The organism is Actinokineospora sp. UTMC 2448 (assembly GCF_024760565.1).
Classification (GTDB): Bacteria; Actinomycetota; Actinomycetes; order Mycobacteriales; family Pseudonocardiaceae; genus Actinokineospora; species Actinokineospora fastidiosa.
The window spans coordinates 778,164-797,879 of record NZ_CP031087.1 but is presented as its reverse complement, the minus strand read 5'-3'; the positions used below and the strand labels follow the sequence as shown (position 1 = coordinate 797,879).

Below are 19,716 nucleotides of genomic sequence, written 5' to 3'. Positions count from 1 at the left end.
TCGCTGGCGGATGGCGGCGGTCGGCGGGCGTGCCCAGGCAGCGGAATCGCTGCTGCCGCATTACCAGGATAGCGGCCGCCCGCCTGTGGCAGGCACCACACGGCGATCAAGAGAGGTACGCCTAACCTAATCCCAGGTTACCGAATGGAGGACGGACGTGGGCAAACACCGTCGCACGCCCGCCGAGACCGTCAAGAAGCTGATGAAGAAGGGCAAGGTCAAGAAGAAGTGCTGCAAGTCGAAGCCGCGGTGCCGGAAGTGCCCCGTGCTGGCGCTGCAGCGGATCAAGGCCGAGGGGAAAAAGGCTGCGTGAGCGCCCCCTTCGCTGCTACCTTGACCACCATGAACACGGGACTGTGGTGGGCCGCCTAACGGCGGCTGTGAACCCTGTCCACATTTCCAGGCCGTCCGTCTCGGGCGGCCTTTGGCATGTCCGGGACTCCCGACGTTAGGAGACGTCATGACCCGGCTGTCCGCGATCACCCCGTCCGGCCACGCTCACATCGGCAACCACCTGGGCGCACTGCGCCGGTGGGCGCGCGACGGCGGCCCCGGCGACCTGTACTTCGTGTCCGACCTGCACGCGATGACGGTGTCGTACAACCCGCCCCGATTGCGCGCGCTGACCCGCGAGCTGCTGGCCGTGCTGGTGGCCGAGGGCATCGACCCGGCCCGGCTGTTCGTGCAGTCCGACCTCGTGCGGGAGCTGGGGGCGCTGAGCTGGGTGCTGGAGTGCACGTGCTCCTACGGCGAGGCCGCCAGGATGACCCAGTTCAAGGCGAAGGGCGGCGGCACGGGCGCGCGGCTCGGGCTGCTCACGTACCCGGTGCTCATGGCCGCCGACATCCTCCTGCAGGGCGCGGACTCGGTGCCGGTGGGCGACGACCAGACCCAGCATGTGGAGCTGGCCCGGGTGTTGGCCCGGCGGTTCAACTCGACGTTCGGGGAGGTGTTCGTCGTGCCGTCGGCGACGACCCCGCCCACCGCGGCGCGGGTGCGGGACCTGGCGGCGCCGGAGCGGAAGATGTCGAAGTCCACGCGGGACGCGGCGGGGGTGGTCTTCGTGCTGGACAACCCTGATCTGATTCGCCGGAAGCTGTCGCGCGCGGTGACGGACTCCTACGACGTGGTGGCGTACCGGCCGGAGAAGCAGCCCGGGGTGGCGAACCTGCTGGAGATCTACGCGGCGTGCGTGGGGGTGTCGCCCCGGGAGGTCGAGTTCCGGACGTACGGGGAGCTGAAGACGGCGGTGGCGGACGCGGTGATCGAGGAACTGCGGCCCCTGCGGGAGAAGGTGATCGAGCTGCTCGCCGACCCGGCCGAGCTGGACCGCATCCGCAAGGACGGCGCCGAACGCGCCCGCGACCGCGCCGCCCACCGCCTCGACTCAGCCCTCCGCCTAGCAGGCGTCGCCTGACCCAACCCAGATGATGACATCATCCGCAATTCACATGATTGCATCATCTGGATTGCGGGCCAGATGGCCACATCATCTGGGATCGACATGCCGCCACCATCTAGATCGAAGCTCAGATGGCGTCATCATCCGAGATTCGCATGACGACACCATCTCGCTGCCGGTCAGATGTCGTCGCCATCTGGCGACTCGGATGATGCCATCATCTCCACACCGTTCGAGATGATGTGACCATTTGGGTTTCAGATGATGACGCCATCCGGGTTTGGGATGGCGTCATCATCCGGGGCGTCGGCTAGCGGGTTTGGGTCAGGCGGGTGCGGAGGGCGGGGATGAGGACGCGGTCGGCGGGGAGCCAGGGGACCGAGTCCAGGGTGTGCTCGGTCAGCCAGGCGAGGGCCTGGTGGTCGTGCGGGCGCGGGGTGCCGTGCGGGGCGTGGGCGGTGTAGAGGCGCAGGACGAGGTCATCGGCCAGCACGACGTCCGGGCCGACCGTCCCGTTGGGGAGGACGTCGATCCCCAGCTCCTCCCGGCACTCCCGGCGCACGGCGTCGGCGTCGGACTCGCCCGGTTCGACGCGGCCGCCGGGGAACTCCCACAGCCCCGCCGTCTCCGGCGGGTACGCGCGCTGCTGGGCGAGCACCTGGCGGTCGCGCAGGACGGCCGTGCCCACCACGACCCTGGCCTCGGCGAGCACCGCCGCGCGCTGGGTGATCCGGTCGACCAGCTCCGCGGCCCACGCCGTGGGGCCGCGCACGGCCACGGTCAGCTCGGTGCCGCCGTCGACGGCCTCGACGCCGACGTCGATCGCCACCACCTGCCTGCCGACCGGCACGGCGCGCAGGCCGTCGGCGTCGAGGTGGGCGATCCGCAGGCGGTGCTCGCCCAGCCGGACGTCCTCCCCGGGCACGAGCAGGTGGCGGGGTCCGGGCGCGCCGAGGACGCCCGACTCCGTCAGGGCGGCGGCGACGGCCCGCGGCGGCAGCGGTATCCGCATGGGGGGCATGATGCCCTTCACCGTCCACCCCATACACATCCGCCACGCTGCACTGCGCCACACGGCCTAGCGTTGGCCCGGTCAGCCCGGCCCGCCTGCCGCCGAGCAGAGCAGGCCAGCCAGGTCGAGCACACCGCCAGCCCGCCTCAGCCATCGGCGGCCGCCCGCCAGGCGACCTGGAACCGGGCCCCGCCCTCGGGCGACTCCGTGACGCCGACGGCGCCCCCGCGCCTGCGCACCACCTCGGCCACCAGCGCCAGCCCGAGCCCCGTGCCGCCGCTGCTGCGCGCGCGATCGTCCTGCACGCGGTAGAACCGGTCGAACACCCGCTGCCGGTGCTCCGCGGCGATGCCGTGCCCGTCGTCGTCGACCACGAGCCGACCGGTGCGGTTGCCGGGCAGGACGGTCACCGTCACGTGGGCGCGGGCGTGGCGGAAGGCGTTGCGCAGCAGGTTGTCCAGCACGAGTTCCACTTCGGACGGCGCGGCCGACACCCAGCACGCCGTGGGCGGCAGGTGCAGTTGGACGGTCGGCCCGTCCTCGGGGCACCGGCGCACCGCCGCGGCGGCGGCCGCCGCGAGGTCGACCGGCTCGGCGGGCGGCAGCTCCCCCGCGTCCGAGCGGGCCAGCGTCAACAGGCCGTCGACCAGGACCGACAGGCGCTGGGACTCGTGCACGACCTCGGCCAGCACCTCCTGCGACAGCTCCGGGTCCGGGTGCGCGACGGCGACCTCGGCCTGCACGCGGATCGACGCGACCGGGGAGCGCAGCTCGTGGGCGGCGTCGCCGGTGAAGCGGCGCAGCCGGTCGGTGGCCTCGTCGCGCCGGGCCAGCAGGGCGTTCAGCGCGCTGGCCAGCGCGCGGATCTCGTCGTCGGCGTCCGGCAGGGGCAGTCTGCGGCCGGGGCCGAGCCGCCCCGCCGCCCTGCGCATCCGCTCCACGGGCCGCATGGCGGAGCGGACGGTGAGCCCGGTGGCGAGCGCCACGGCCGCGGACACCAGGCCAGCGGCGATCAGCAGCCAGCGCAGCGCCTCGTCGTCGGCGCTGTGGTAGCCGACCAGGCCGGTGCCGACGACGACGAGCCGCTGGCTGCCGTCCGGGGCCGTGGCCACGGTGCCGAGCCAGCGGGTGGGCGGCCGGTCGCCGCGGCGCAGGACGGGCGTGGCCGCCTTGAGGACGCGGATGTCGGCGGGGTCCAGCCGGGGCGGCGGGCCGCCGTCGACCGGGGTGCCCGCGGTGTCGAGCACCCGGACCTGGGTGTTCGGGGCCGTCTCGGCCGGGGCGCCCGCGCTGACCGCGCCCACCGCGGCGGACAGCACCGAGGACAGCTCCTTGTCCGCGGCGCGGACCAGCACCGAGCCCGCCAGCTTGCTGGTCAGCACGGCCACCCCGACCAGCACGACCAGCGTCGCCACCGTGGCGACCGCGGTGATGCGGGAGCGGATCGTGCGCCGCAGCCACAGCCCGCGCAGCCGGGTCACCGGGGCCGGGCGGGATCGAGCGCGGCGTCGATCTCGCCGGTCGAGGCCAGGTAGCCGTGTCCACGGACGGTGCGCACGATGCCGCCCGCGCCCACGGCCTCCAGCTTGCGGCGCAGGTAGCCGACGTAGACCTCGACGGCGTTGCGCGTGGCGGCCTGCTCGTCGCCCCAGACCGCACGGAGCAGGTCATCTTTGGTGACGACGGAGCCCGCGCGCCCGGCCAGGGCGTCGAGCACGGCGAACTCGCGCGGGCTCAGCGCGACCGGCTCGCCTGCGAAGCGCACTACCCGGGCGCCGCGGTCGACCTCCAGCTCGCCCAGCCGCAGCACGCGGGCGCCGACCTCGTCCGCGCCGCGGCGCAGCATGGCCCGCACCTGGGCGACCAGCACGACGAAGGAGAACGGCTTGACCAGGTAGCCGTCGGCGCCGAGGTCGAGGCCGTCGGCCTGGTCGATCTCGCCGTCCTTGGCCGAGACCAGCAGCACCGGGCTGCGCACGCCCTCGGCGCGCAGCCGCTCCAGCACCCGGTAGCCGGACAGACCCGGCAGCATGATGTCGAGCAGGATCACGTCGAAGGCGCCGGTGAGCGCGGCGCGCAGCGCGCTGGGCCCGTCCGCGGCGACGGCGACGTCCATGCCCTCCGCGGACAGCCCGCGCTGCAGCGCCCGGCGCACGCCAGGCTCGTCGTCGACCACCAGCACCCGAGGCTTCACGCCTGCCATCATGGCGGGTGGCCGCCGGTTCCCGCCGCCGCTCTCAGCGGGTTCTCAGCGTGGCGGCAGCTCTCAGCGCGATCTCAGCAGCCGGGGTGCACTCTCGGAATCGCGGGAATCGAAACCCGAATCAGGGGAGAGACAAACCATGGACAGGAAACGGACCGCGCTGGGGATCGCCGCGGCAGGGACCGCGACGGGGGTCGTCGGCCTCGTCCTGCTGGCGACGCCCGCCGGTGCGGGCGAGACGCCGCCCGCGCTGCCGGAGACCACGCCGGAGGCGCTGGTGCAGTCGGTGCTCGACGCGGACGTGCCCGCGCTGGCAGGCACCGTCGAGCTGACCAACGACCTCGGCCTGCCGATCCCGGGCGTGCCGTCGTCGGACGGCCACATGGCCCGGGTGTTCACCGACGGCGACGGCCGCTTCCGGCTGGCGCTGGAGGGCGAGCGCTCCGGTGAGCGCACGATCGTCGGCGACGGCGCCACCACGTGGGTGTGGGACAGCAAGGACCGCAGCGTGCTGCGGTTCGAGGGCATGGAGCACGGGGTCACCCCGCAGGACGGGCTGGCCGACCCGGCCACCGCGTCCCGCGAGCTCGTCGAGCTGATGCGCAAGGACAGCACCATCACCATCGACGGCACCGCGCGCGTCGCGGACCGGCCGGTGTACCAGCTGGTGCTGACGCCCAAGCCCACCGAGCGCACGCTGCTGCGCGAGGTCAGGGTCTCCGTCGACGAGGCCACCCGGCTGCCGCTGCGGCTGGAGGTGCTGGCCAACGGCCAGGCCGAGCCCGCGCTCAGCGTCGGGTTCTCCGACTTCGACACGGGCGCGCAGGACCCGGCCCTGTTCCGCTTCACCCCGCCCGCCGGGGCGACGGTGACCGACGGCGCGCAGGGGTCCAAGCACGTCGAGGGCAACGCGCTGCTGGAGGACCTCGACCTCGAGGTCGTCGGCGAGGGCTGGGACACGGTCCTGGTGGGCAAGGTGCCCACCCAGATCATGTCCACGCCGGTCCCGTCGGAGAACGGCGATGAGACCGACCCGATGGCCCTGCTGAGCCAGTTCGGCAGCGAGGTGACCGGGGAGTTCGGCACCGGGTACGCGATCACGACCAAGGTCGGCACCGCCCTGGTGACCACCGACGGCCGGGTCGCCCTGGGCGCCGTGCCGCAGCAGGTCCTGGCCGAAGCGCTGGCGACGAAGTGACCGGGGGGTCGACGATGGTCGCGGCCGCGCGCACACGGGGGTTGCGCAAGGTGTACCGGGGGACAGTGGCTGTCGACCACGTCGACCTCGAGGTCCCCACCGGGTCCGTGATGGGGATGCTCGGGCCGAACGGCTCGGGCAAGACCACCACGATCCGCATGCTGCTCGGCCTCGTCGAGCCCACGGCGGGCGAGGTCGAGCTGCTGGGGCACCGGCTGCCGGACGGCCTGCCCCGGGCGCTGCCCGAGGTGGGGGCGCTGGTGGAGGGACCGGGGTTCCACCCGTTCCTGTCGGGGCGGGAGAACCTGCTGCGGATGGGTGCCGCCGAGCCCGCGCTGGCCACCCAGGCGATCCCGGCAGCGGTGTCCGAGGCATTGGAGCGGGTCGGCCTCGCGGGGGCGGCCGACCGCCGGTTCAAGGCCTACTCGCTGGGCATGAAGCAGCGCCTCGGCCTGGCCGCTGCCCTGCTGGCCCCACGCCGGTTCGTCATCCTCGACGAGCCGACCAACGGCCTCGACCCGGCGGGCACCCGCGACGTCCGCGCCGTCATCGCCGACCTCCACGCGGCGGGCACGACGGTGCTGGTGTCCTCGCACCTGCTCGCCGAGGTGGAGGCCACCTGCACCCACGTGGCCGTCCTGCACCAGGGCACGGTCGTGGCCCAGGGCGACCTGACCACCCTGCTGGACGCCGACAGCGCGGGCCTGCTGGTGTCCACTCCAGACGTCACCCACGCCGTGGACGCGCTGCGCGACAACCGCATCCCGGCCCGCGCCGTGCCGAACGGCATCCTCGCCGACCTCACCACCACAACCGCCCCGGCAGTGGTGGAGACCCTGGTGCGCGCAGGCGTCCCCGTCCACGAGGTCCGCAGGCAGCGCACCGGCCTGGAGGACCTCTTCGCCCGCCTGACCGAACCCAGCCCCACCGACTCCCTGGACGCCGAACTGGCCATGATCGGAGACGCACGATGACCGCCATGGCCAAGCCACCACCACACACCCAGCCCCCCACCACCCAACCCCTGCGCCCCGAACCGCCCACCACACCGCACAGGCCCCACCCCCCGGCCCACCTCGACCGACCACCATCCGAACCGATGTCCCCCGGATTCGCCAAGACCCCGATCAAGCAGCCGCCGCGCTCCGAACCGCGCCGGATGCTCCGCACCCCGGTCGACTGCGGTCTAACCGCAGCCGTGCCGGGGACCGCGGGCACCGCGGGCACCGCAGGCACCGCCACCGAACCGGCCACGACCGAAGGCCCGCGATGACCACCATCGCCACACCACTGCCACGCACCAAAGCCCCCATCGCGCGGCTGCTCCGCTCCGAGCTGCGGATGATGGTGCGCAGGCCGCGCACCCTGGTCGGCCTCGGACTGCCAGCGGCCATACCGGGGACTGCGAGCACCGCCACCGAATCGGCCGCGACCGGAGGCCCGCGATGACCACCATCGCCACACCACTGCCCCGCACCAAAGCCCCCGTCGCACGCCTACTCCACTCCGAGCAGCGCCGGACGCTGCGCACACCACGCAACCTGGTCAGCCTCGGTCTACCGGCGGCCATACCGGGAACCGCGGACACCGCCACCGAACCGGCCGCGACCGGAGGCCCGCGATGACCCCCATGGCCATACCGCTGCCACGCACCAAAGCCCCCATCGCGCGGCTGCTCCGCTCCGAGCTGCGGATGATGCTGCGCAGGCCGCGCACGCTGGTCGGTCTCGGTTTGCTGGCGGCTGTGCCGGTGATCGCGGGCATCGCCATCCGCATCGCCGCGGATGGGGATGGGCCGGTCGGGGAGGGGCTGTCGACGCTGGTGGCGGGGAACGGGCTGATGCTGCCGATCTTCTCCCTGCTCGCGGCGTTGACCATGCTGCTGCCGTTGGTGGGCGCCACCCTCGCCGCCGACGCGCTGGCGGGGGAGTCGACCAACGGGACGTTGCGCTCGTTGCTGGTGGCGCCGGTGAGCAGGCCCCGCCTGCTGGCGATCAAGGCGTTCGGGATCGCCACGGTGACCCTGCTGGCGTGCCTCCTGATGGCCGCCACCGGCACGATCACCGGGATCATCCTGCTCGGCGGCGACGGCATGCTGACCGTCTCCGCCACCCGCCTCCCCTTCGCCGACGGCCTGGGGCGCGTCCTGCTGACCGCGCTCCTGGTCGCCATCCAGATCTGGGGCGTCGCCGCGGTCGGCCTGGCCGTCTCGGCCTGGACGGACCACCCGCTGATCGTCCTCTCGGTGGCCCTCGGCCTCCTGATCGTCTCCGGCGTCCTCAGCGCCATCCCCGCCCTCGACTGGCTGGACCCGGTCCTGATCACCTCCGGCTGGGAATCCATCGGCGAGGTCGCCCGCGACCCCCTCCCCTGGCCCACCCTCACCGAAGGCGTCCTCAGAGCAGGCTGCTACATCCTCATCGGCTACTCCGTGGCCCTCTCCCGCATGCTCACCCGGGACGGCTGAGCGGACTTCCGGCCGCGGTCCGCCTCAGGCGGGCGGCGGCTCGGGGCGAGGCTGGAGATCGTGAGGCTCGTCGGCCGCGGCGCTCCGATCGCGGCAGGTCGGTGTCGGGAGAGCGGGGGCGTCGGGTGTTCGTGCGGTCAGGGGCCGATGATCGCCACTCCCGTCTCGTCCAACGCCAGAGTCACCTCGTCGCCCACGGAAGGGGCGTTGGTCACCTCGGCCACGGCGTCCACCGCCCGGCCCGCGTCCACGACCAGACGGACGTGGTCGTGGCGGTGGACGCGGCCGGTCACCTTGCCTGCGACACCAGCGGGGGCCGGGCGCAGGGCGGCGGGGCGGAGGCCCACGTGGACGGCACCATCCGGGGCGGACAGGGGGATGGCGCCGAACTCGCACGTCAGCACGCCGTTCGCCACCCTTCCGGGGAGGAAGGTCGTGCAGCCCAGGAAGCGGGCGGTCTCCTCGTCCACCGGGCGCCGCCAGACCTCCGCGGGGTCGCCGGTCTGGTTGACGCGGCCCGCGTTCATCACCGCGACCCGGTCGGCGAGGGTGAAGGCCTCGTCGTGGTCGTGGGTGACGACCATGGCGGTGGTCCCGGCGGCGCGCAGGAGGGTGGCGAGGTCCATGGCCAGTTGCTCGCGCATGGCCCTGTCCAAAGCGGACAGTGGCTCGTCCAGCAGCAGCAGGCGGGGACGCGGGGCCAGCGCACGGGCCAGAGCGACGCGCTGCTGTTCACCCCCGGACAGTGACGTCACGCGCCGGGACTCGTAGCCCGCCAACCCGACCAACGTCAACAACTCGGCCACGCGCTCGGGCGACTTGCGCCCCTGCATCCGCAGGCCGAAGGCCACGTTGCCCGCCACGTCCCGGTGCGGGAACAGCTGGCCGTCCTGGAAGACCAGGCCGAAGCCGCGGCGGTGCACCGGCACGTCCGCCAGGTCCGCGCCATCCCAGCAGACGGTCCCCTCGGCGGGCTCCAGACCCGCGACCGCGCGCAGCAACGTCGACTTGCCGCAGCCGGACGGCCCCAGCAGCGCCAACACCTCGCCGTCGCCGATCGACAGGTCCACATCGGACACCGCGGTGACCGACCCGTACCGCACGGTGAGCCCGGAGACGGACAGCATCAGAACTCCCCCAACTCGCCCGCGCGCAGGCGTTCCACGACCAGGGCCACCGCGACGGTCACCACCATGAGCAGCGTGCACGCGGCGTACGCCATCTGCGAGTTCAGCTCCCCCGGCCGCGACACCAGCCGCCCGATGACGACCGGGAGGGTCGCGGTGTCGGGACGGGCCAGGAAGCTGGTCGCGCCGAACTCGCCCAGCGCGACGACGTACCCGAACCCCGCGGCGGCCAGCAGGGAGCGGCCCGCCAGCGGCAGGTCGACCTCCCGCCACACCCGCCACGGGCCCGCGCCCAGCGTCGCCGCCGCCTGGCGCAGCCGCTCGTCGATCGACCTCAGCACCGGCAGGACGAGCCGGATCACCAACGGTGTCACGACAAGCGCCTGCGCCAGCGGCACGAGCGCCGCCGAGGTGCGCAGGTCGCCGGGCAGCGCGTCCAGCGTGATCAGGTAGCCGAACCCGACCGTCACCGCCGACACCCCCAGCGGCAGCATCAGCGCGGTGTCCAGCGCGTCGATGAACCGCGCCCGACGCAGCGACACCAGCGCCACCGCCGCGCTCACCCCGAGGACCAGCGCCAGCACGGTCGCGTCCGTCGCCGTGCGCAGCGAGTTGGCCGCGGCCTCCCACCCGGTGACCGACAGCGACCCCGCGTGCCCGGTGCCCGACAGCGCCCTGTACCCGGCGAAACCACCGTCGACGGACCGCGCCACCAGGGACGCGATCGGCACGACCAACAGCGCCACCACCGCGTACGCGGCCCCGACGACCCACCACTCACCGCCGACCGGACGCCGCGCGCTCTCCACCCGCGCGCGCAGCTTCAGCGCGGCCTCGCGCCTGCGCCGTGCCCGCGCGCCCAGGACCAGCACCACGACCACCGCGGTGACCTGCACCAACGACAGCGCGCTCGCGCCCGAGAGGTCCAGCAGCTCGACCGTGCGCAGGTAGATCTCGGTCTCCAGCGTCCGGAACCGCGCCCCGCCCAGCAGCAGGACCACGCCGAAGCTGGTCGCGCAGAACAGGAACACGACCGCGGCCGCCGACCCCAGCGCGGGCGTGAGCGCGGGCAGGGTCACCGCGGTGAACGTCCGCCACCGCGACGCCCCCAGCGAGCGCGCGGCGTCCTCGGCCCGTCGGTCGAGGTGCGCCCACAGCCCGCCGACCGTGCGGGCGACGACCGCGACGTTGAAGAACGCGTTGGCCAGCACGATCGGCAGCACCCCGCCGCCGAGCAGGCCGCGGAAGGCCAGCCCGACCACGACCGTGGGCAGCACGAACGGCACCAGCACCAGCGCGCGGACCACCGCCATGCCCGGCAGGGCGACCCTGGCCAGCAGGAACGCCACCGGCAGACCGGCGACCACCGCGACCAGCGTCGCCGCGGCCGCCTGCCCGAGGGTGAACGCCACGATCCGCCAGGTGCTGGGATCGGCGAGCACGTCGAGCGCGGCGGCGTCCAAGCCGAGCCGGACGATCGCGCCCACCGGCCAGGCGAAGAACACCGCCAGGAACGCCAGCGGCAGCAGGCCCAGCAGGGCCGGGCTCAGCCCTGGACGGCCGCGCGCCACTGCTCGATCCACCGCTCCCGGTTCGCCTGGATCTCGGCCGCGGGCAGCGTTGCCGGGTTCTCCGGCAGCGGCGCGGCCTTCGCCCACGCCTCGGGCAGTTCGACGCCCTCGCGCGCCGGGTAGACGTACATCATCTCCGGGACGGTCCGCTGGAACTCCGGGGACAGCAGCAGGTCGACCACCTTGCCCGCGTCCTCGGGGTTCTTGGCGTTGGCGAGCACGCCCGCGTACTCGACCTGGCGGAAGCAGGTGTCCAGCACGGCCCGCGTGCGCGGCTCGCCGTCCTCGCCGATCTCCGCCGACGGCGAGGACGCGTAGGACACCACGATCGGGCGCGGCCCCTGGCCCGACGAGCCGGAGAACTCCTGCGTGTAGGCCTCTTCCCAGCCGCTGACGACGAGCACGCCGTTGGCGCGCAGCTTCTCCCAGTACCCGACCCAGCCGTCGCGGAAGCTCGCCACGGTGCCGAGCAGGAACGCCAGGCCGGGCGACGACGTCGCCGGGTCCTCGACGACGAGCAGGTCCTTGTACTTCGGGTCGGCCAGGTCGGCGTAGCCGGTGGGCACGGGAAGGCCGCGGGACTCCAGCGCGGCGACGTCGACGTTGACGCACACGTCGCCCACGTCGACCGCGGTCAACCTGCCGCTGTCATCGACGGCGTAGCGCTGCGGCCCCTCGGCCGCCGCGGGTGAGCGGTACTCGGCGAAGACGCCCTCGTCCAGCGCGCGGGAGGCGAAGGTGGTGTCGACGCCGAAGGCGACGTCGCCCAGCGGGCTGGCCTTGGTGAGCACCAGCTGGTTGGTCAGCGCGCCCGCGTCGCCGCTCTTGCGCACCTCCACGCGGATGCCGGTCTCGGCGGTGAACCTGTCGAACACCGCCGGGTCGTGGGCGAACGAGTCGTGGGTGACCAGCACGACTGTGCGGTCACCCGGCTTGTCGTCTCCGCTGAGCGAGCAACCCGCCAGCAGCAGGGCGAACAGGGCGATCGCCATTCGACGCATGGGACATCCTCCTCGGGGCGTGCGCGCCACGAGGCCCTTCCTGCGCAGGCATGACCCTGATCAGGTGTGACGGTCGAGGGCTCCACGCCCTCCTCTCAGCCCGGCGCTACCGGACTCCCGTGGCAGCGTCGAGCGTACGCCCCGCGATCGGGCCAGGATGGGGGCCATGGCTGAACTGCTGAACGAGACCGAGGTGGGCAAGGCGCTCGGCGTGCTCACCGCGTGGCGCCTCGACGACGGCGCCCTGGTGCGCGAGGTCGAGCTGGAGTCGTTCTCCCAGGCGATCCAGGTGGTCAACCGGGTCGCCGAGATCGCCGAGAACGACAACCACCACCCCGACATCGACATCCGGTGGCGGACCCTGACCTTCCGCTGCACCACGCACTCGGCGAACGGGCTCACCCAGTGCGACGTGAGCCTCGCCCAGGAGATCGACGGGGTGATCGAGGCGATGGGCGGCGCGGGCTGAGCCGCGCCGCCCTCCCGGTCAGCTCCGGAACGGGCCGGTGACCTCGTAGGTGATGCCGCCGCTGCTGCTGCCGGTCGTGCCGCGCTGTGAGGAGAAGTACAGCCGGTTGCCTGCGGGGGTGAACGCCGGGCCGGTGATCTCCGAGCTGGACTGCCCGGTGACCTGCAGGAACGGCGCCACGATGCCGTCCGGGGTGATGATGCAGATCTCCATGTTGCCGCCGTCCTCGGCGACGAACAGGTCGCCGTTGGACGCGCCGGTGACGTTGTCGACGCCGGTGAGCGGGGCCGTCCCGCTGACGAGCGAGTCGTCGTAGGTCAGCGAGATGGTCGAGTTCGTGGCGTTGTACGCCCACACCCGGCCGTCGCCCTTCGTGGTGAACCAGCACGTGCCGTCCGCGTAGTAGCAGCCCTCGCCGCCGTTGAACTTCTTCGCGCCGGAGACCTGGTAGCGGGTCGCGGTCGGGCTGCCGTCGGGGTCGGGGACGTTCGCCCAGGTCACCGAGCCGCTGGTGGCGGTGGAGCCCTTCATGACCTGCAGCGTGCCGCTGGAGAGGTCGCCCCAGGTGTTCGGGCGGAAGCGGTAGAAGCAGCCGTCGCTGACGTCCTCGGTCATGTAGACGTAGCGGTGGTCGGCGTCGACGGCGCACGCCTCGTGCTTGAACCGGCCCATCGCCGGTCGGACGACGGCGGCGTTCACGCCCCACGGGTCGGTCTCGTAGACCCGGCCGGTGGAGACCTCCTCGCAGGACAGCCAGGTGTTCCACGGCGTGGCGCCGCCCGCGCAGTTGACGTTGGTGTTGGACAGCGTGCGGTAGGCCCCGGTGATCTGCCCGGAGGAGTTGAACTTGATCGCGCCGACGCCGCCGGTGCTGGAGACCTCGCTGTTGGACACGTAGATCCACCCGCTGCCGTCGGCGAACACCGCGCCGCCGTCCGGGGCGGGGTGCCAGGTGTAGCTGGTGCCCGCCACCCGCTGCCCGGACCGCGCGACGACCCGGCTGGTGAACCCGGCGGGCAGCCGGATGCCGTTGGCGTCCGCGGCCTGCAGCGGGCCGTAGGGGCTCGGCCCCGGCTGGGCGGTCGCCGCGAACGCCTGGCTCCACGACGCCCCGCCGAACGCCGCCGCCGCGCCGCCGACCACCGCGACCCGCAAGAAGTTACGCCGTTCCATGACACTCCGATCACGTCACTGTGCGTGGGAATTGCGTGGCGAACAGTAGCCGGAACGCGTGTCGTCGGGATGATCCTTTTCGGACCGGCCGGTGAAGTCAGGCCGTCGCGCCGACGAGCAGGTGCTCGACGGTGACGTCGCGGTCCTGCCTGCGCAGCGCCTCCCGGTGGGCCAGTTCCAGCGCCTTCTTGGCCGACGGCGCGAACGGGATGTGCGTGCGCCGCTCGGTCCCCGGCTCGGGCAACGCGCGCTCGGCCTCCGCCCGCAGCTCGTCCGCGTCGTCGCGTCCGGCCAGCTCGGGGTCGGCGAGCAGCGCGAGGACGATGTGCGCGGGCTCGATCGTCTCGTGCCCCCGCTCGCGCGCGGCGTCCTGCGCCCCGACCAGCGCGGCCCGCGCCCCGTCGGTGTAGCGCTCGAAGATCCGCAGGTCCGTCTCCGGCGATTCCGGCTGCTGCGGCACGAACCGCTTCTGCGCGGCCTGCTTGGTCACGCCCATGCTGGTCCCGATGTCCGACCAGGACGCCCCGGACCGCCGGGCCCGGTCCACGAAGTGGCCGATCAGGTGGTCTGCCACCTCTTCGAGGTGCTGCCCGAGCAACACGGCCTCGGACAGCCGGGAGAGATCGTCACTGTGCTTGCTCTCGACCTGCGCGATGAGGTCGTCGAGTCGTGGGGTCATGTCGTCAACCTTAGGTTGACGAGCCAGGGTGCGTCAACCTCAAGTTGACGATCGGCACCAGCTGCCGAGCCGGCCCGCAGCCTCGGCGTGCCCGACCGCGCTGGTCGCCAACGCGATCACCAGGTCGTACGCGTCATCCTCGGGCGCGTCGAGGTCCAGGCCGTTGAGGCCGTAGAAGGTGAAGGCGGACATCCAGCTGAGCCGCTTGTTGCCGTCGACGAGCGGGTGGTTGCGCAGGACCGACTGCATGAGCACGGCCGCCTTCTCGTGCAACTCCGGATAGGCGTCCTGCCCCATGACCGACGTCCGCCGGTGCGCCGCGGATTCGAGCAGGCCGAGGTCGCGGACATTCGGCACACCCAGGTCCTCGGCCAGCGACAGCAGGTCATCCCGGGTCAGGTACTCGATCATCGCCCCAACCTGTCCAGCAGCCGCGCGTACCGCTCCCGCCCGGACCGCGACAGCGCCCGAACACGCTCCTCGCGCACCCGCGCCGCCTCGCTGATCGCCCGCACGGCGGCGTCGTGCTCACTGACGCCGCCCGCCTCGGCGAGAAGCGCGAGCGCGCGCTCCTGCTCCTCGGTCAACCGCAGGGTGATGTCCATGCGGCGAGGCTAACGAGGCCGTCGTGGACGGTGAACCGGATTGTTCCCGTCGTATGCCGAGACGATCGGGGCCCGGCGGCTTCGGGTTGTGGCCTACACGTTGAAGCGGAACTCCACGACGTCGCCGTCCGCCATGACGTAGTCCTTGCCCTCCATACGGACCTTGCCCGCGGAGCGGGCGGCGGGCATGGAGCCTGCTTCGATCAGGTCCTCGTACGAGACGATCTCGGCCTTGATGAAGCCGCGTTCGAAGTCGGTGTGGATGACGCCTGCGGCCTGGGGGGCGGTGGCGCCGCGCGGGATGGTCCAGGCGCGGGCCTCCTTCGGGCCCGCCGTCAGGTAGGTCTGCAGGCCGAGGGTGTGGAAGCCCGCCCTGGCCAGGGCGTGCAGGCCGGGCTCGTCCTGGCCGACGGACTCCAGCAGCTCGCGGCGGGACTCCTCGTCCAGCTCCAGCAGCTCGGCCTCGACCTTGGCGTCGAGGAAGACAGCGTCGGCGGGGGCGACCAGCTTGGTCAGCTCGGCGCGGCGTTCCGGGGAGGTCAGCACGGCCTCGTCGGCGTTGAACACGTACAGGAACGGCTTGGCCGTCAGCAGGTGCAGCTCGCGCAGCAGCGCGAGGTCCACCTCGGCCTGGGCGGCGAAGAGGGTGCGGCCGCCGTCGAGGATCTCCTTGGCCTTCGACGCCGCGTCGAGGGCCGGGCGCGCGTCCTTGCGGGTGCGCGCCTCCTTCTCCAGCCGCGTGATCGCGCGGTCGAGGGTCTGCAGGTCGGCCAGGATCAGCTCGGTGTTGATCGTCTCGATGTCGGCCAGCGGGTCGACCGTGCCGTCGACGTGGATCACGTCCGGGTCGTCGAAGACGCGGATGACCTGGCAGATCGCGTTGGCCTCGCGGATGTTGGCCAGGAACTGGTTGCCCAGCCCCGCGCCCTCCGACGCGCCGCGCACGATGCCCGCGATGTCGACGAAGGACACCGTGGCCGGGACGGTCCTGGCGCTGCCGAACACCTCCGCCAGCCGGTCCAGCCTCGGGTCGGGCAGCGGGACGACGCCGACGTTGGGCTCGATCGTGGCGAACGGGTAGTTCGCGGCGAGCACGTCGTTGTTCGTCAGGGCGTTGAAGAGGGTGGACTTGCCCACGTTGGGCAGGCCGACGATCCCGAGGGTCAAACTCACGCCTCGGAGTCTACGGAGGCAGTGCTGAGGCACGAACCGGCACTGTCAAGGTGTCGGGTGTCCGAATAGTTACCAACACTTTTGCCAGTTTTAGTCACTCTGCGCCACGTGTCGTAGGGCGTAGGCACGCATAAGAGCGACCGTCTGCTAGGTAACGCGAGCCACATCACGGGCGATGCGTGCACCCTCTGTGCTGATCAGCCCAGATTCACTGGACAGGATTAGCCCAAATGGACGCTAGTCACCAGGTCACCCGCAAACAACACTCCGTGAGCGCCCTGCTGTCATCCGCCCTACCGGACCGACCAGGCATGCATTCAGCTCACCCGCTGAGGAAGAAGGACGTGGGATGACTCAACCCGAACGGCGACGGCGTGGCCGTCTCGCCATCGGCTTGGCGTTCACCACGGCTATCGCCAGTGCCATGCTGTCGATGCCGAACGCCACCGCCGCCGCGCCCGCCCAGGGCGCCGCGGATGAAGGCCCTGGACTCGGTAAGCACGACCAGGAACTGCTCGCCAAGGCCGAGCAGGCAGGCGAGAAGACCGTCAAGGTCCTGATCGCGACGGACAAGGGCGCGGGGGCCGCCGCCGTCGAGGAGCTGGCCCGCAACGGCGCCGAGATCGAGTACCGCGCCGACGAGATCGGCTACGTGCGCGCCGAGGTGCCCGTCGGCAAGGTGAAGAAGATCGCCAGCCTGCCCGGGGTCGACGCCCTGGACATCAGCGAGACGATCGCCCTGCCCGACCCGCGCCCGGAGGGCGTGCAGAACCCGACGCCGCAGCCCGCCCCCGGGCCGTCGACGCCGAGGGTCAACCCGTACATGCCGACCGGCGACATCGGCGCGGCGCAGTTCGTCAACGACCACCCCACCTGGGACGGCCGCGGCACGACGATCGCGATCGTGGACTCCGGCGTCGACCTGGACCACCCGGCCCTGAAGACGACGACCACCGGCGAGCGGAAGATCACCGACTGGGTGACCTACACCGACCCGGGCTTCACCAACGGCGTCAACAACGACGACGACCCGACCTGGCTGCTGATGGACAAGACCGTCCCCGGCGCCTCGCTCGGGCTCCCCGCCGAGGGTGAGCTGGCCTTCGCCGAGTTCGACGAGCGCGACCCCCGCCTGGGCGGCGAGCTGGGCAACGACCTCAACCGCGACGGCAACCCGGCGGGCAGCAGCGGCCGCTTCGGCGTGGCGTGGAACAAGGCCACCGACACGATGTGGCTGGACACCAACCAGGACGGGAGCATGGCCGACGAGAAGGCCATGCAGAACTACAAGGTGCGCTACGACATCGGCACCGTGGGCACCGACAACCCGGCCACCGACGTCCGCGAGTCCATGACCTTCGTCATGCAGAGCTCGCCGTCGACCAACTCGGTCAACGTCGGCATCGTCTCCGGCGCGCACGGCAGCCACGTCGCGGGCATCACCGCGGCCAACCGCATGTTCGGCGGCACCATGACCGGCGCGGCGCCCGGCGCCAAGCTGGTCTCGATCCGCGTCTGCCTGTTCGTCACCGGCTGCACCTCCCACGCCCTGCTCGAGGGCATGGTCTACGCGGCGCAGAACTCCGACGTGATCAACATGTCGATCGGCGGCCTCCCGGCGCTGAACGACGCCAACAACGCGCGCGCCGAGCTGTACGACCGGCTCATCGACGAGTACGGCGTCCAGATGTTCATCTCCGCGGGCAACTCCGGCGCGGGCATGAACACCGTGGGCGACCCGTCGGTGGCCACCAAGGTGCTGTCCGTCGGCTCCTACATCACCAAGGAGACCTGGCAGCGCAACTACGGCTCCGACATGGCCGTGAGCGAGTCGCTGCACGGCTTCTCCTCGCGCGGCCCGCGTGAGGACGGCGGCTTCAAGCCGCAGATCATCGCCCCCGGCTCGGCCATCTCCACGGTCCCCACCTGGCAGCTGGGCGGCCCCGTCGGCGGCACCTACGCGCTGCCCCCGGGCTACGCGATGTTCAACGGCACCTCGATGGCCTCCCCGCAGGCCGCAGGCGCGGCCGCGCTGCTGCTGAGCGCCGCCAAGGCCAAGGGCATCTCCGCCGAGCCGCACCAGCTGCGCAAGGCGTTCATGTCCTCCGCCCGGTTCGTCAAGGGCCTGCAGGCCTACGAGCAGGGCACGGGCCTGGTCGACACCAAGAAGGCGTGGAACCTGCTCAAGGCCAACCCGAGCGAGACCGTGATCACCGCGTCGGTGCCGGTGAACACCGTGCTGTCGGAGTTCCTCGCCACCCCGGGCGTCGGCACCGGCATCCACGACCGCGAGGGCGTCAAGGCGGGCGACCGCTACACCCGCCAGTACACCTTCACCCGCACCACCGGCCCCGCCCACCCGGTCACCTACCGGGTGCGCTGGATCGGCAACGACGGCACGTTCAGCTCGCCGAGCACGGTCCTGCTGCGGAAGAACTCGCCCACCAAGTTCACGGTGACGATCAACCCGCGCTCGACCGGCGCGCACTCCGCGGTGCTGGCGCTGGACACCCCGATGACCGCGGGCGTCGAGCTGCACACGATGAACACCGTCGTGGCGGCCGAGGACTTCACCTCGGCCAACGGCTTCACCGTCCGCAAGGGCGGCCAGATCGGCCGCAACGAGGTCGCGCAGCACTTCTTCCGGGTCCCCGCGGGCGCTCCGGCGTTCAAGGTGGACATGGTGGGCGGCGGCACGGCGGCGGGCGCAGGCCAGATCCGCTTCCTGCGCTTCCACCCCTACGGCGTGGGCGTGGACAGCAACAGCTCGCTCAACTGCTACAACCCGCCGGTCAACCCGGGTGGGTCCTGTGGCGGCAGCCCTACCAGCCGCACGGTGAGCAACCCGCAGCCGGGCGTCTGGGAGGTCGTGGTCGAGGCCCGGCGGACCTCCGACGCGCAGCGCGCGCCGTACACGGTCACCGCGTCGGTGCTGGGCGCGTCCGTCTCCCCGAACCCCGACGTGATCGAGTCGGCGCAGACGGGTGTCGCGGTCGAGCGCTCCTACACGCTGAAGAACCTGTTCGGCCCGTTCACCGGCCGCGCGACCGGCACCCCGCTGGGCAGCGCGCTGCGTGAGCAGAAGACCATCGCCGACCAGGAGAACCAGCAGTTCCTCGTCAACGTCGGCGCGGGCTCCACCGTGCTGCGCGCGAAGATCGGCAACACCGCGGACGCGGCGGCCGACCTCGACCTCGCGGTGTTCGACTGCACCTCGGGCAGCTGCGTGCTGGCCGGTCAGACCGCGGACGGCGACTCCGAGGAAGAGGTCATCATCGCCAACCCGGGCGCGGGCGCGTGGGTCGTGCTGGTGCAGGGCTACGCGGTCCCCGCGGGCACCACCACCTACGACTACCTCGACGTCTACACCAACCCGGCCCTCGGCTCGGTGACGGTGGACGACGCCGACGCCCCGCGCGCCGCTGGCGCGGAGTGGACCGTCTCGGCCCAGGTCGTGGCGAACGCCGGTCCGGGCGCCGGTCGCGTGCTCCTCGGCGGTGTCCAGGTCCGCACGGACGAGAACGTCCTGGTCGGCTCGGGCGACGTGGTCGTGAAGGCCGTGTCGTAACCGACTGATCGCACGAGAGGGGCCGGTCCCGGTGGGACCGGCCCCTCTTGTCTGTGTCCGATTCCCGC

General features: G+C 72.3%; 19 protein-coding genes and 1 riboswitch. Of the genes, 8 read left to right on the top strand and 11 right to left on the bottom strand.

The features are described from left to right. The first annotated feature begins 157 nt into the window (after positions 1–157). Together Actkin_RS03905 and trpS are read left to right on the top strand one after the other, a co-directional pair. On the top strand, positions 158–313 hold the full coding sequence (locus Actkin_RS03905; RefSeq protein ID WP_189208365.1) for a hypothetical protein: 156 nt from the start codon (positions 158–160) through the stop codon (positions 311–313). Positions 314–460: 147 nt separating this feature from the next. Beyond that, positions 461–1,417 carry a tryptophan--tRNA ligase gene (trpS, locus tag Actkin_RS03900; protein ID WP_189208366.1) on the top strand — a complete coding sequence of 319 codons (957 nt, stop codon included), beginning with the start codon at positions 461–463 and terminating at the stop codon, positions 1,415–1,417. A 295-nt stretch (positions 1,418–1,712) separates the two neighbouring features. On the opposite strand, the gene Actkin_RS32550 is transcribed toward trpS, so the two are convergent. From Actkin_RS32550 to Actkin_RS03885, 3 genes are all read right to left on the bottom strand, one after another. Further along, positions 1,713–2,414 (bottom strand): (deoxy)nucleoside triphosphate pyrophosphohydrolase, encoded by a 702-nt coding sequence (locus Actkin_RS32550; protein WP_309569109.1) that lies wholly within the window; start codon positions 2,412–2,414, stop codon positions 1,713–1,715. Between the two features lie 146 nt (positions 2,415–2,560). Beyond that, positions 2,561–3,895, bottom strand: a complete 1,335-nt coding sequence (locus tag Actkin_RS03890; protein ID WP_189208367.1) for a sensor histidine kinase — start codon at positions 3,893–3,895, stop codon at positions 2,561–2,563. Beyond that, positions 3,892–4,620, bottom strand: a complete 729-nt coding sequence (locus Actkin_RS03885; protein WP_189208368.1) for a response regulator transcription factor — start codon at positions 4,618–4,620, stop codon at positions 3,892–3,894. Before Actkin_RS03885 ends, Actkin_RS03890 begins: the two co-directional genes overlap by 4 nt. A gap of 136 nt (positions 4,621–4,756) precedes the next feature. Between Actkin_RS03885 and Actkin_RS03880 the strand changes: the two genes are divergently transcribed. The 4 genes from Actkin_RS03880 (at position 4,757) to Actkin_RS03865 (ending at position 8,282) form a co-directional block, all read left to right on the top strand. Further along, a complete protein-coding gene (locus tag Actkin_RS03880; RefSeq protein WP_258905953.1) occupies positions 4,757–5,815 on the top strand; it encodes a LolA family protein in 1,059 nt (352 codons plus the stop codon). Between the two features lie 14 nt (positions 5,816–5,829). Beyond that, the gene (locus Actkin_RS03875; protein WP_258905952.1) at positions 5,830–6,789 is read left to right on the top strand and encodes an ABC transporter ATP-binding protein; all 960 of its coding nucleotides are present in this window, start codon (positions 5,830–5,832) and stop codon (positions 6,787–6,789) included. A 125-nt stretch (positions 6,790–6,914) separates the two neighbouring features. Continuing rightward, a complete protein-coding gene (locus tag Actkin_RS03870) occupies positions 6,915–7,088 on the top strand; it encodes a hypothetical protein (protein ID WP_258905951.1) in 174 nt (57 codons plus the stop codon). A 357-nt stretch (positions 7,089–7,445) separates the two neighbouring features. After that, positions 7,446–8,282: an ABC transporter permease gene (locus tag Actkin_RS03865; protein ID WP_309569108.1), complete on the top strand. Its 837-nt coding sequence runs from the start codon at positions 7,446–7,448 to the stop codon at positions 8,280–8,282. A 137-nt stretch (positions 8,283–8,419) separates the two neighbouring features. Here the strand turns inward: Actkin_RS03865 and Actkin_RS03860 are convergent, their stop codons facing one another. From Actkin_RS03860 to Actkin_RS03850, 3 genes are read right to left on the bottom strand one after another with little or no spacing between them, the layout of a single operon-like run. Beyond that, complete coding sequence (locus Actkin_RS03860; RefSeq protein ID WP_258905949.1) at positions 8,420–9,409, bottom strand: ABC transporter ATP-binding protein; 990 nt, start codon at positions 9,407–9,409, stop codon at positions 8,420–8,422. Beyond that, a complete protein-coding gene (locus Actkin_RS03855; protein WP_258905948.1) occupies positions 9,409–10,992 on the bottom strand; it encodes an ABC transporter permease in 1,584 nt (527 codons plus the stop codon). The genes Actkin_RS03860 and Actkin_RS03855 overlap by 1 nt, the downstream gene beginning before the upstream one ends. Then, complete coding sequence (locus Actkin_RS03850; protein ID WP_258905947.1) at positions 10,956–11,981, bottom strand: thiamine ABC transporter substrate-binding protein; 1,026 nt, start codon at positions 11,979–11,981, stop codon at positions 10,956–10,958. Before Actkin_RS03850 ends, Actkin_RS03855 begins: the two co-directional genes overlap by 37 nt. A 19-nt stretch (positions 11,982–12,000) precedes the next feature. Then, positions 12,001–12,112, bottom strand: a riboswitch (TPP riboswitch). A 35-nt stretch (positions 12,113–12,147) separates the two neighbouring features. On the opposite strand from Actkin_RS03850, the gene Actkin_RS03845 reads away from it, so the two are divergent. Continuing rightward, positions 12,148–12,450, top strand: coding sequence for a 4a-hydroxytetrahydrobiopterin dehydratase (locus Actkin_RS03845; RefSeq protein WP_189208374.1), 303 nt, complete (start codon positions 12,148–12,150; stop codon positions 12,448–12,450). 18 nt (positions 12,451–12,468) lie between these two features. On the opposite strand, the gene Actkin_RS03840 is transcribed toward Actkin_RS03845, so the two are convergent. From Actkin_RS03840 to ychF, 5 genes are all read right to left on the bottom strand, one after another. Beyond that, positions 12,469–13,623, bottom strand: coding sequence for an alkaline phosphatase PhoX (locus Actkin_RS03840; protein WP_189208375.1), 1,155 nt, complete (start codon positions 13,621–13,623; stop codon positions 12,469–12,471). Positions 13,624–13,720: 97 nt separating this feature from the next. Next, positions 13,721–14,302, bottom strand: a complete 582-nt coding sequence (locus Actkin_RS03835) for a Clp protease N-terminal domain-containing protein (RefSeq protein ID WP_258905945.1) — start codon at positions 14,300–14,302, stop codon at positions 13,721–13,723. A gap of 39 nt (positions 14,303–14,341) precedes the next feature. Beyond that, positions 14,342–14,713, bottom strand: coding sequence for a type II toxin-antitoxin system death-on-curing family toxin (locus tag Actkin_RS03830; RefSeq protein WP_258905944.1), 372 nt, complete (start codon positions 14,711–14,713; stop codon positions 14,342–14,344). Then, the gene (locus Actkin_RS03825) at positions 14,710–14,907 is read right to left on the bottom strand and encodes a CopG family transcriptional regulator (RefSeq protein ID WP_258905943.1); all 198 of its coding nucleotides are present in this window, start codon (positions 14,905–14,907) and stop codon (positions 14,710–14,712) included. Before Actkin_RS03825 ends, Actkin_RS03830 begins: the two co-directional genes overlap by 4 nt. A gap of 93 nt (positions 14,908–15,000) precedes the next feature. Next, positions 15,001–16,080, bottom strand: coding sequence for a redox-regulated ATPase YchF (gene ychF / locus Actkin_RS03820; RefSeq protein WP_189208378.1), 1,080 nt, complete (start codon positions 16,078–16,080; stop codon positions 15,001–15,003). A 424-nt stretch (positions 16,081–16,504) separates the two neighbouring features. Here ychF and Actkin_RS03815 point away from each other — a divergent pair, with 424 nt between their 5' ends. Then, a complete protein-coding gene (locus tag Actkin_RS03815) occupies positions 16,505–19,648 on the top strand; it encodes a S8 family serine peptidase (protein WP_258905940.1) in 3,144 nt (1,047 codons plus the stop codon). The last annotated feature ends 68 nt before the right edge of the window (positions 19,649–19,716 follow it).

Bases quoted from the DNA above. Each gene is read 5' to 3' on its own strand.
- Actkin_RS03845 (WP_189208374.1), top strand. From the start codon at position 12,148: ATGGCTGAACTGCTGAACGAGACCGAGGTGGGCAAGGCGCTCGGCGTG.
- Actkin_RS03870 (WP_258905951.1), top strand. From the start codon at position 6,915: ATGTCCCCCGGATTCGCCAAGACCCCGATCAAGCAGCCGCCGCGCTCC.
- Actkin_RS03875 (WP_258905952.1), top strand. From the start codon at position 5,830: ATGGTCGCGGCCGCGCGCACACGGGGGTTGCGCAAGGTGTACCGGGGG.
- Actkin_RS03850 (WP_258905947.1), bottom strand. From the start codon at position 11,981: ATGCGTCGAATGGCGATCGCCCTGTTCGCCCTGCTGCTGGCGGGTTGC.
- Actkin_RS03860 (WP_258905949.1), bottom strand. From the start codon at position 9,409: ATGCTGTCCGTCTCCGGGCTCACCGTGCGGTACGGGTCGGTCACCGCG.
- Actkin_RS03885 (WP_189208368.1), bottom strand. From the start codon at position 4,620: ATGATGGCAGGCGTGAAGCCTCGGGTGCTGGTGGTCGACGACGAGCCT.
- Actkin_RS03835 (WP_258905945.1), bottom strand. From the start codon at position 14,302: ATGACCCCACGACTCGACGACCTCATCGCGCAGGTCGAGAGCAAGCAC.
- Actkin_RS03825 (WP_258905943.1), bottom strand. From the start codon at position 14,907: ATGGACATCACCCTGCGGTTGACCGAGGAGCAGGAGCGCGCGCTCGCG.
- Actkin_RS03840 (WP_189208375.1), bottom strand. From the start codon at position 13,623: ATGGAACGGCGTAACTTCTTGCGGGTCGCGGTGGTCGGCGGCGCGGCG.
- Actkin_RS03865 (WP_309569108.1), top strand. From the start codon at position 7,446: ATGGCCATACCGCTGCCACGCACCAAAGCCCCCATCGCGCGGCTGCTC.
- Actkin_RS32550 (WP_309569109.1), bottom strand. From the start codon at position 2,414: ATGCGGATACCGCTGCCGCCGCGGGCCGTCGCCGCCGCCCTGACGGAG.
- Actkin_RS03830 (WP_258905944.1), bottom strand. From the start codon at position 14,713: ATGATCGAGTACCTGACCCGGGATGACCTGCTGTCGCTGGCCGAGGAC.
- trpS (WP_189208366.1), top strand. From the start codon at position 461: ATGACCCGGCTGTCCGCGATCACCCCGTCCGGCCACGCTCACATCGGC.
- Actkin_RS03880 (WP_258905953.1), top strand. From the start codon at position 4,757: ATGGACAGGAAACGGACCGCGCTGGGGATCGCCGCGGCAGGGACCGCG.
- Actkin_RS03815 (WP_258905940.1), top strand. From the start codon at position 16,505: ATGCTGTCGATGCCGAACGCCACCGCCGCCGCGCCCGCCCAGGGCGCC.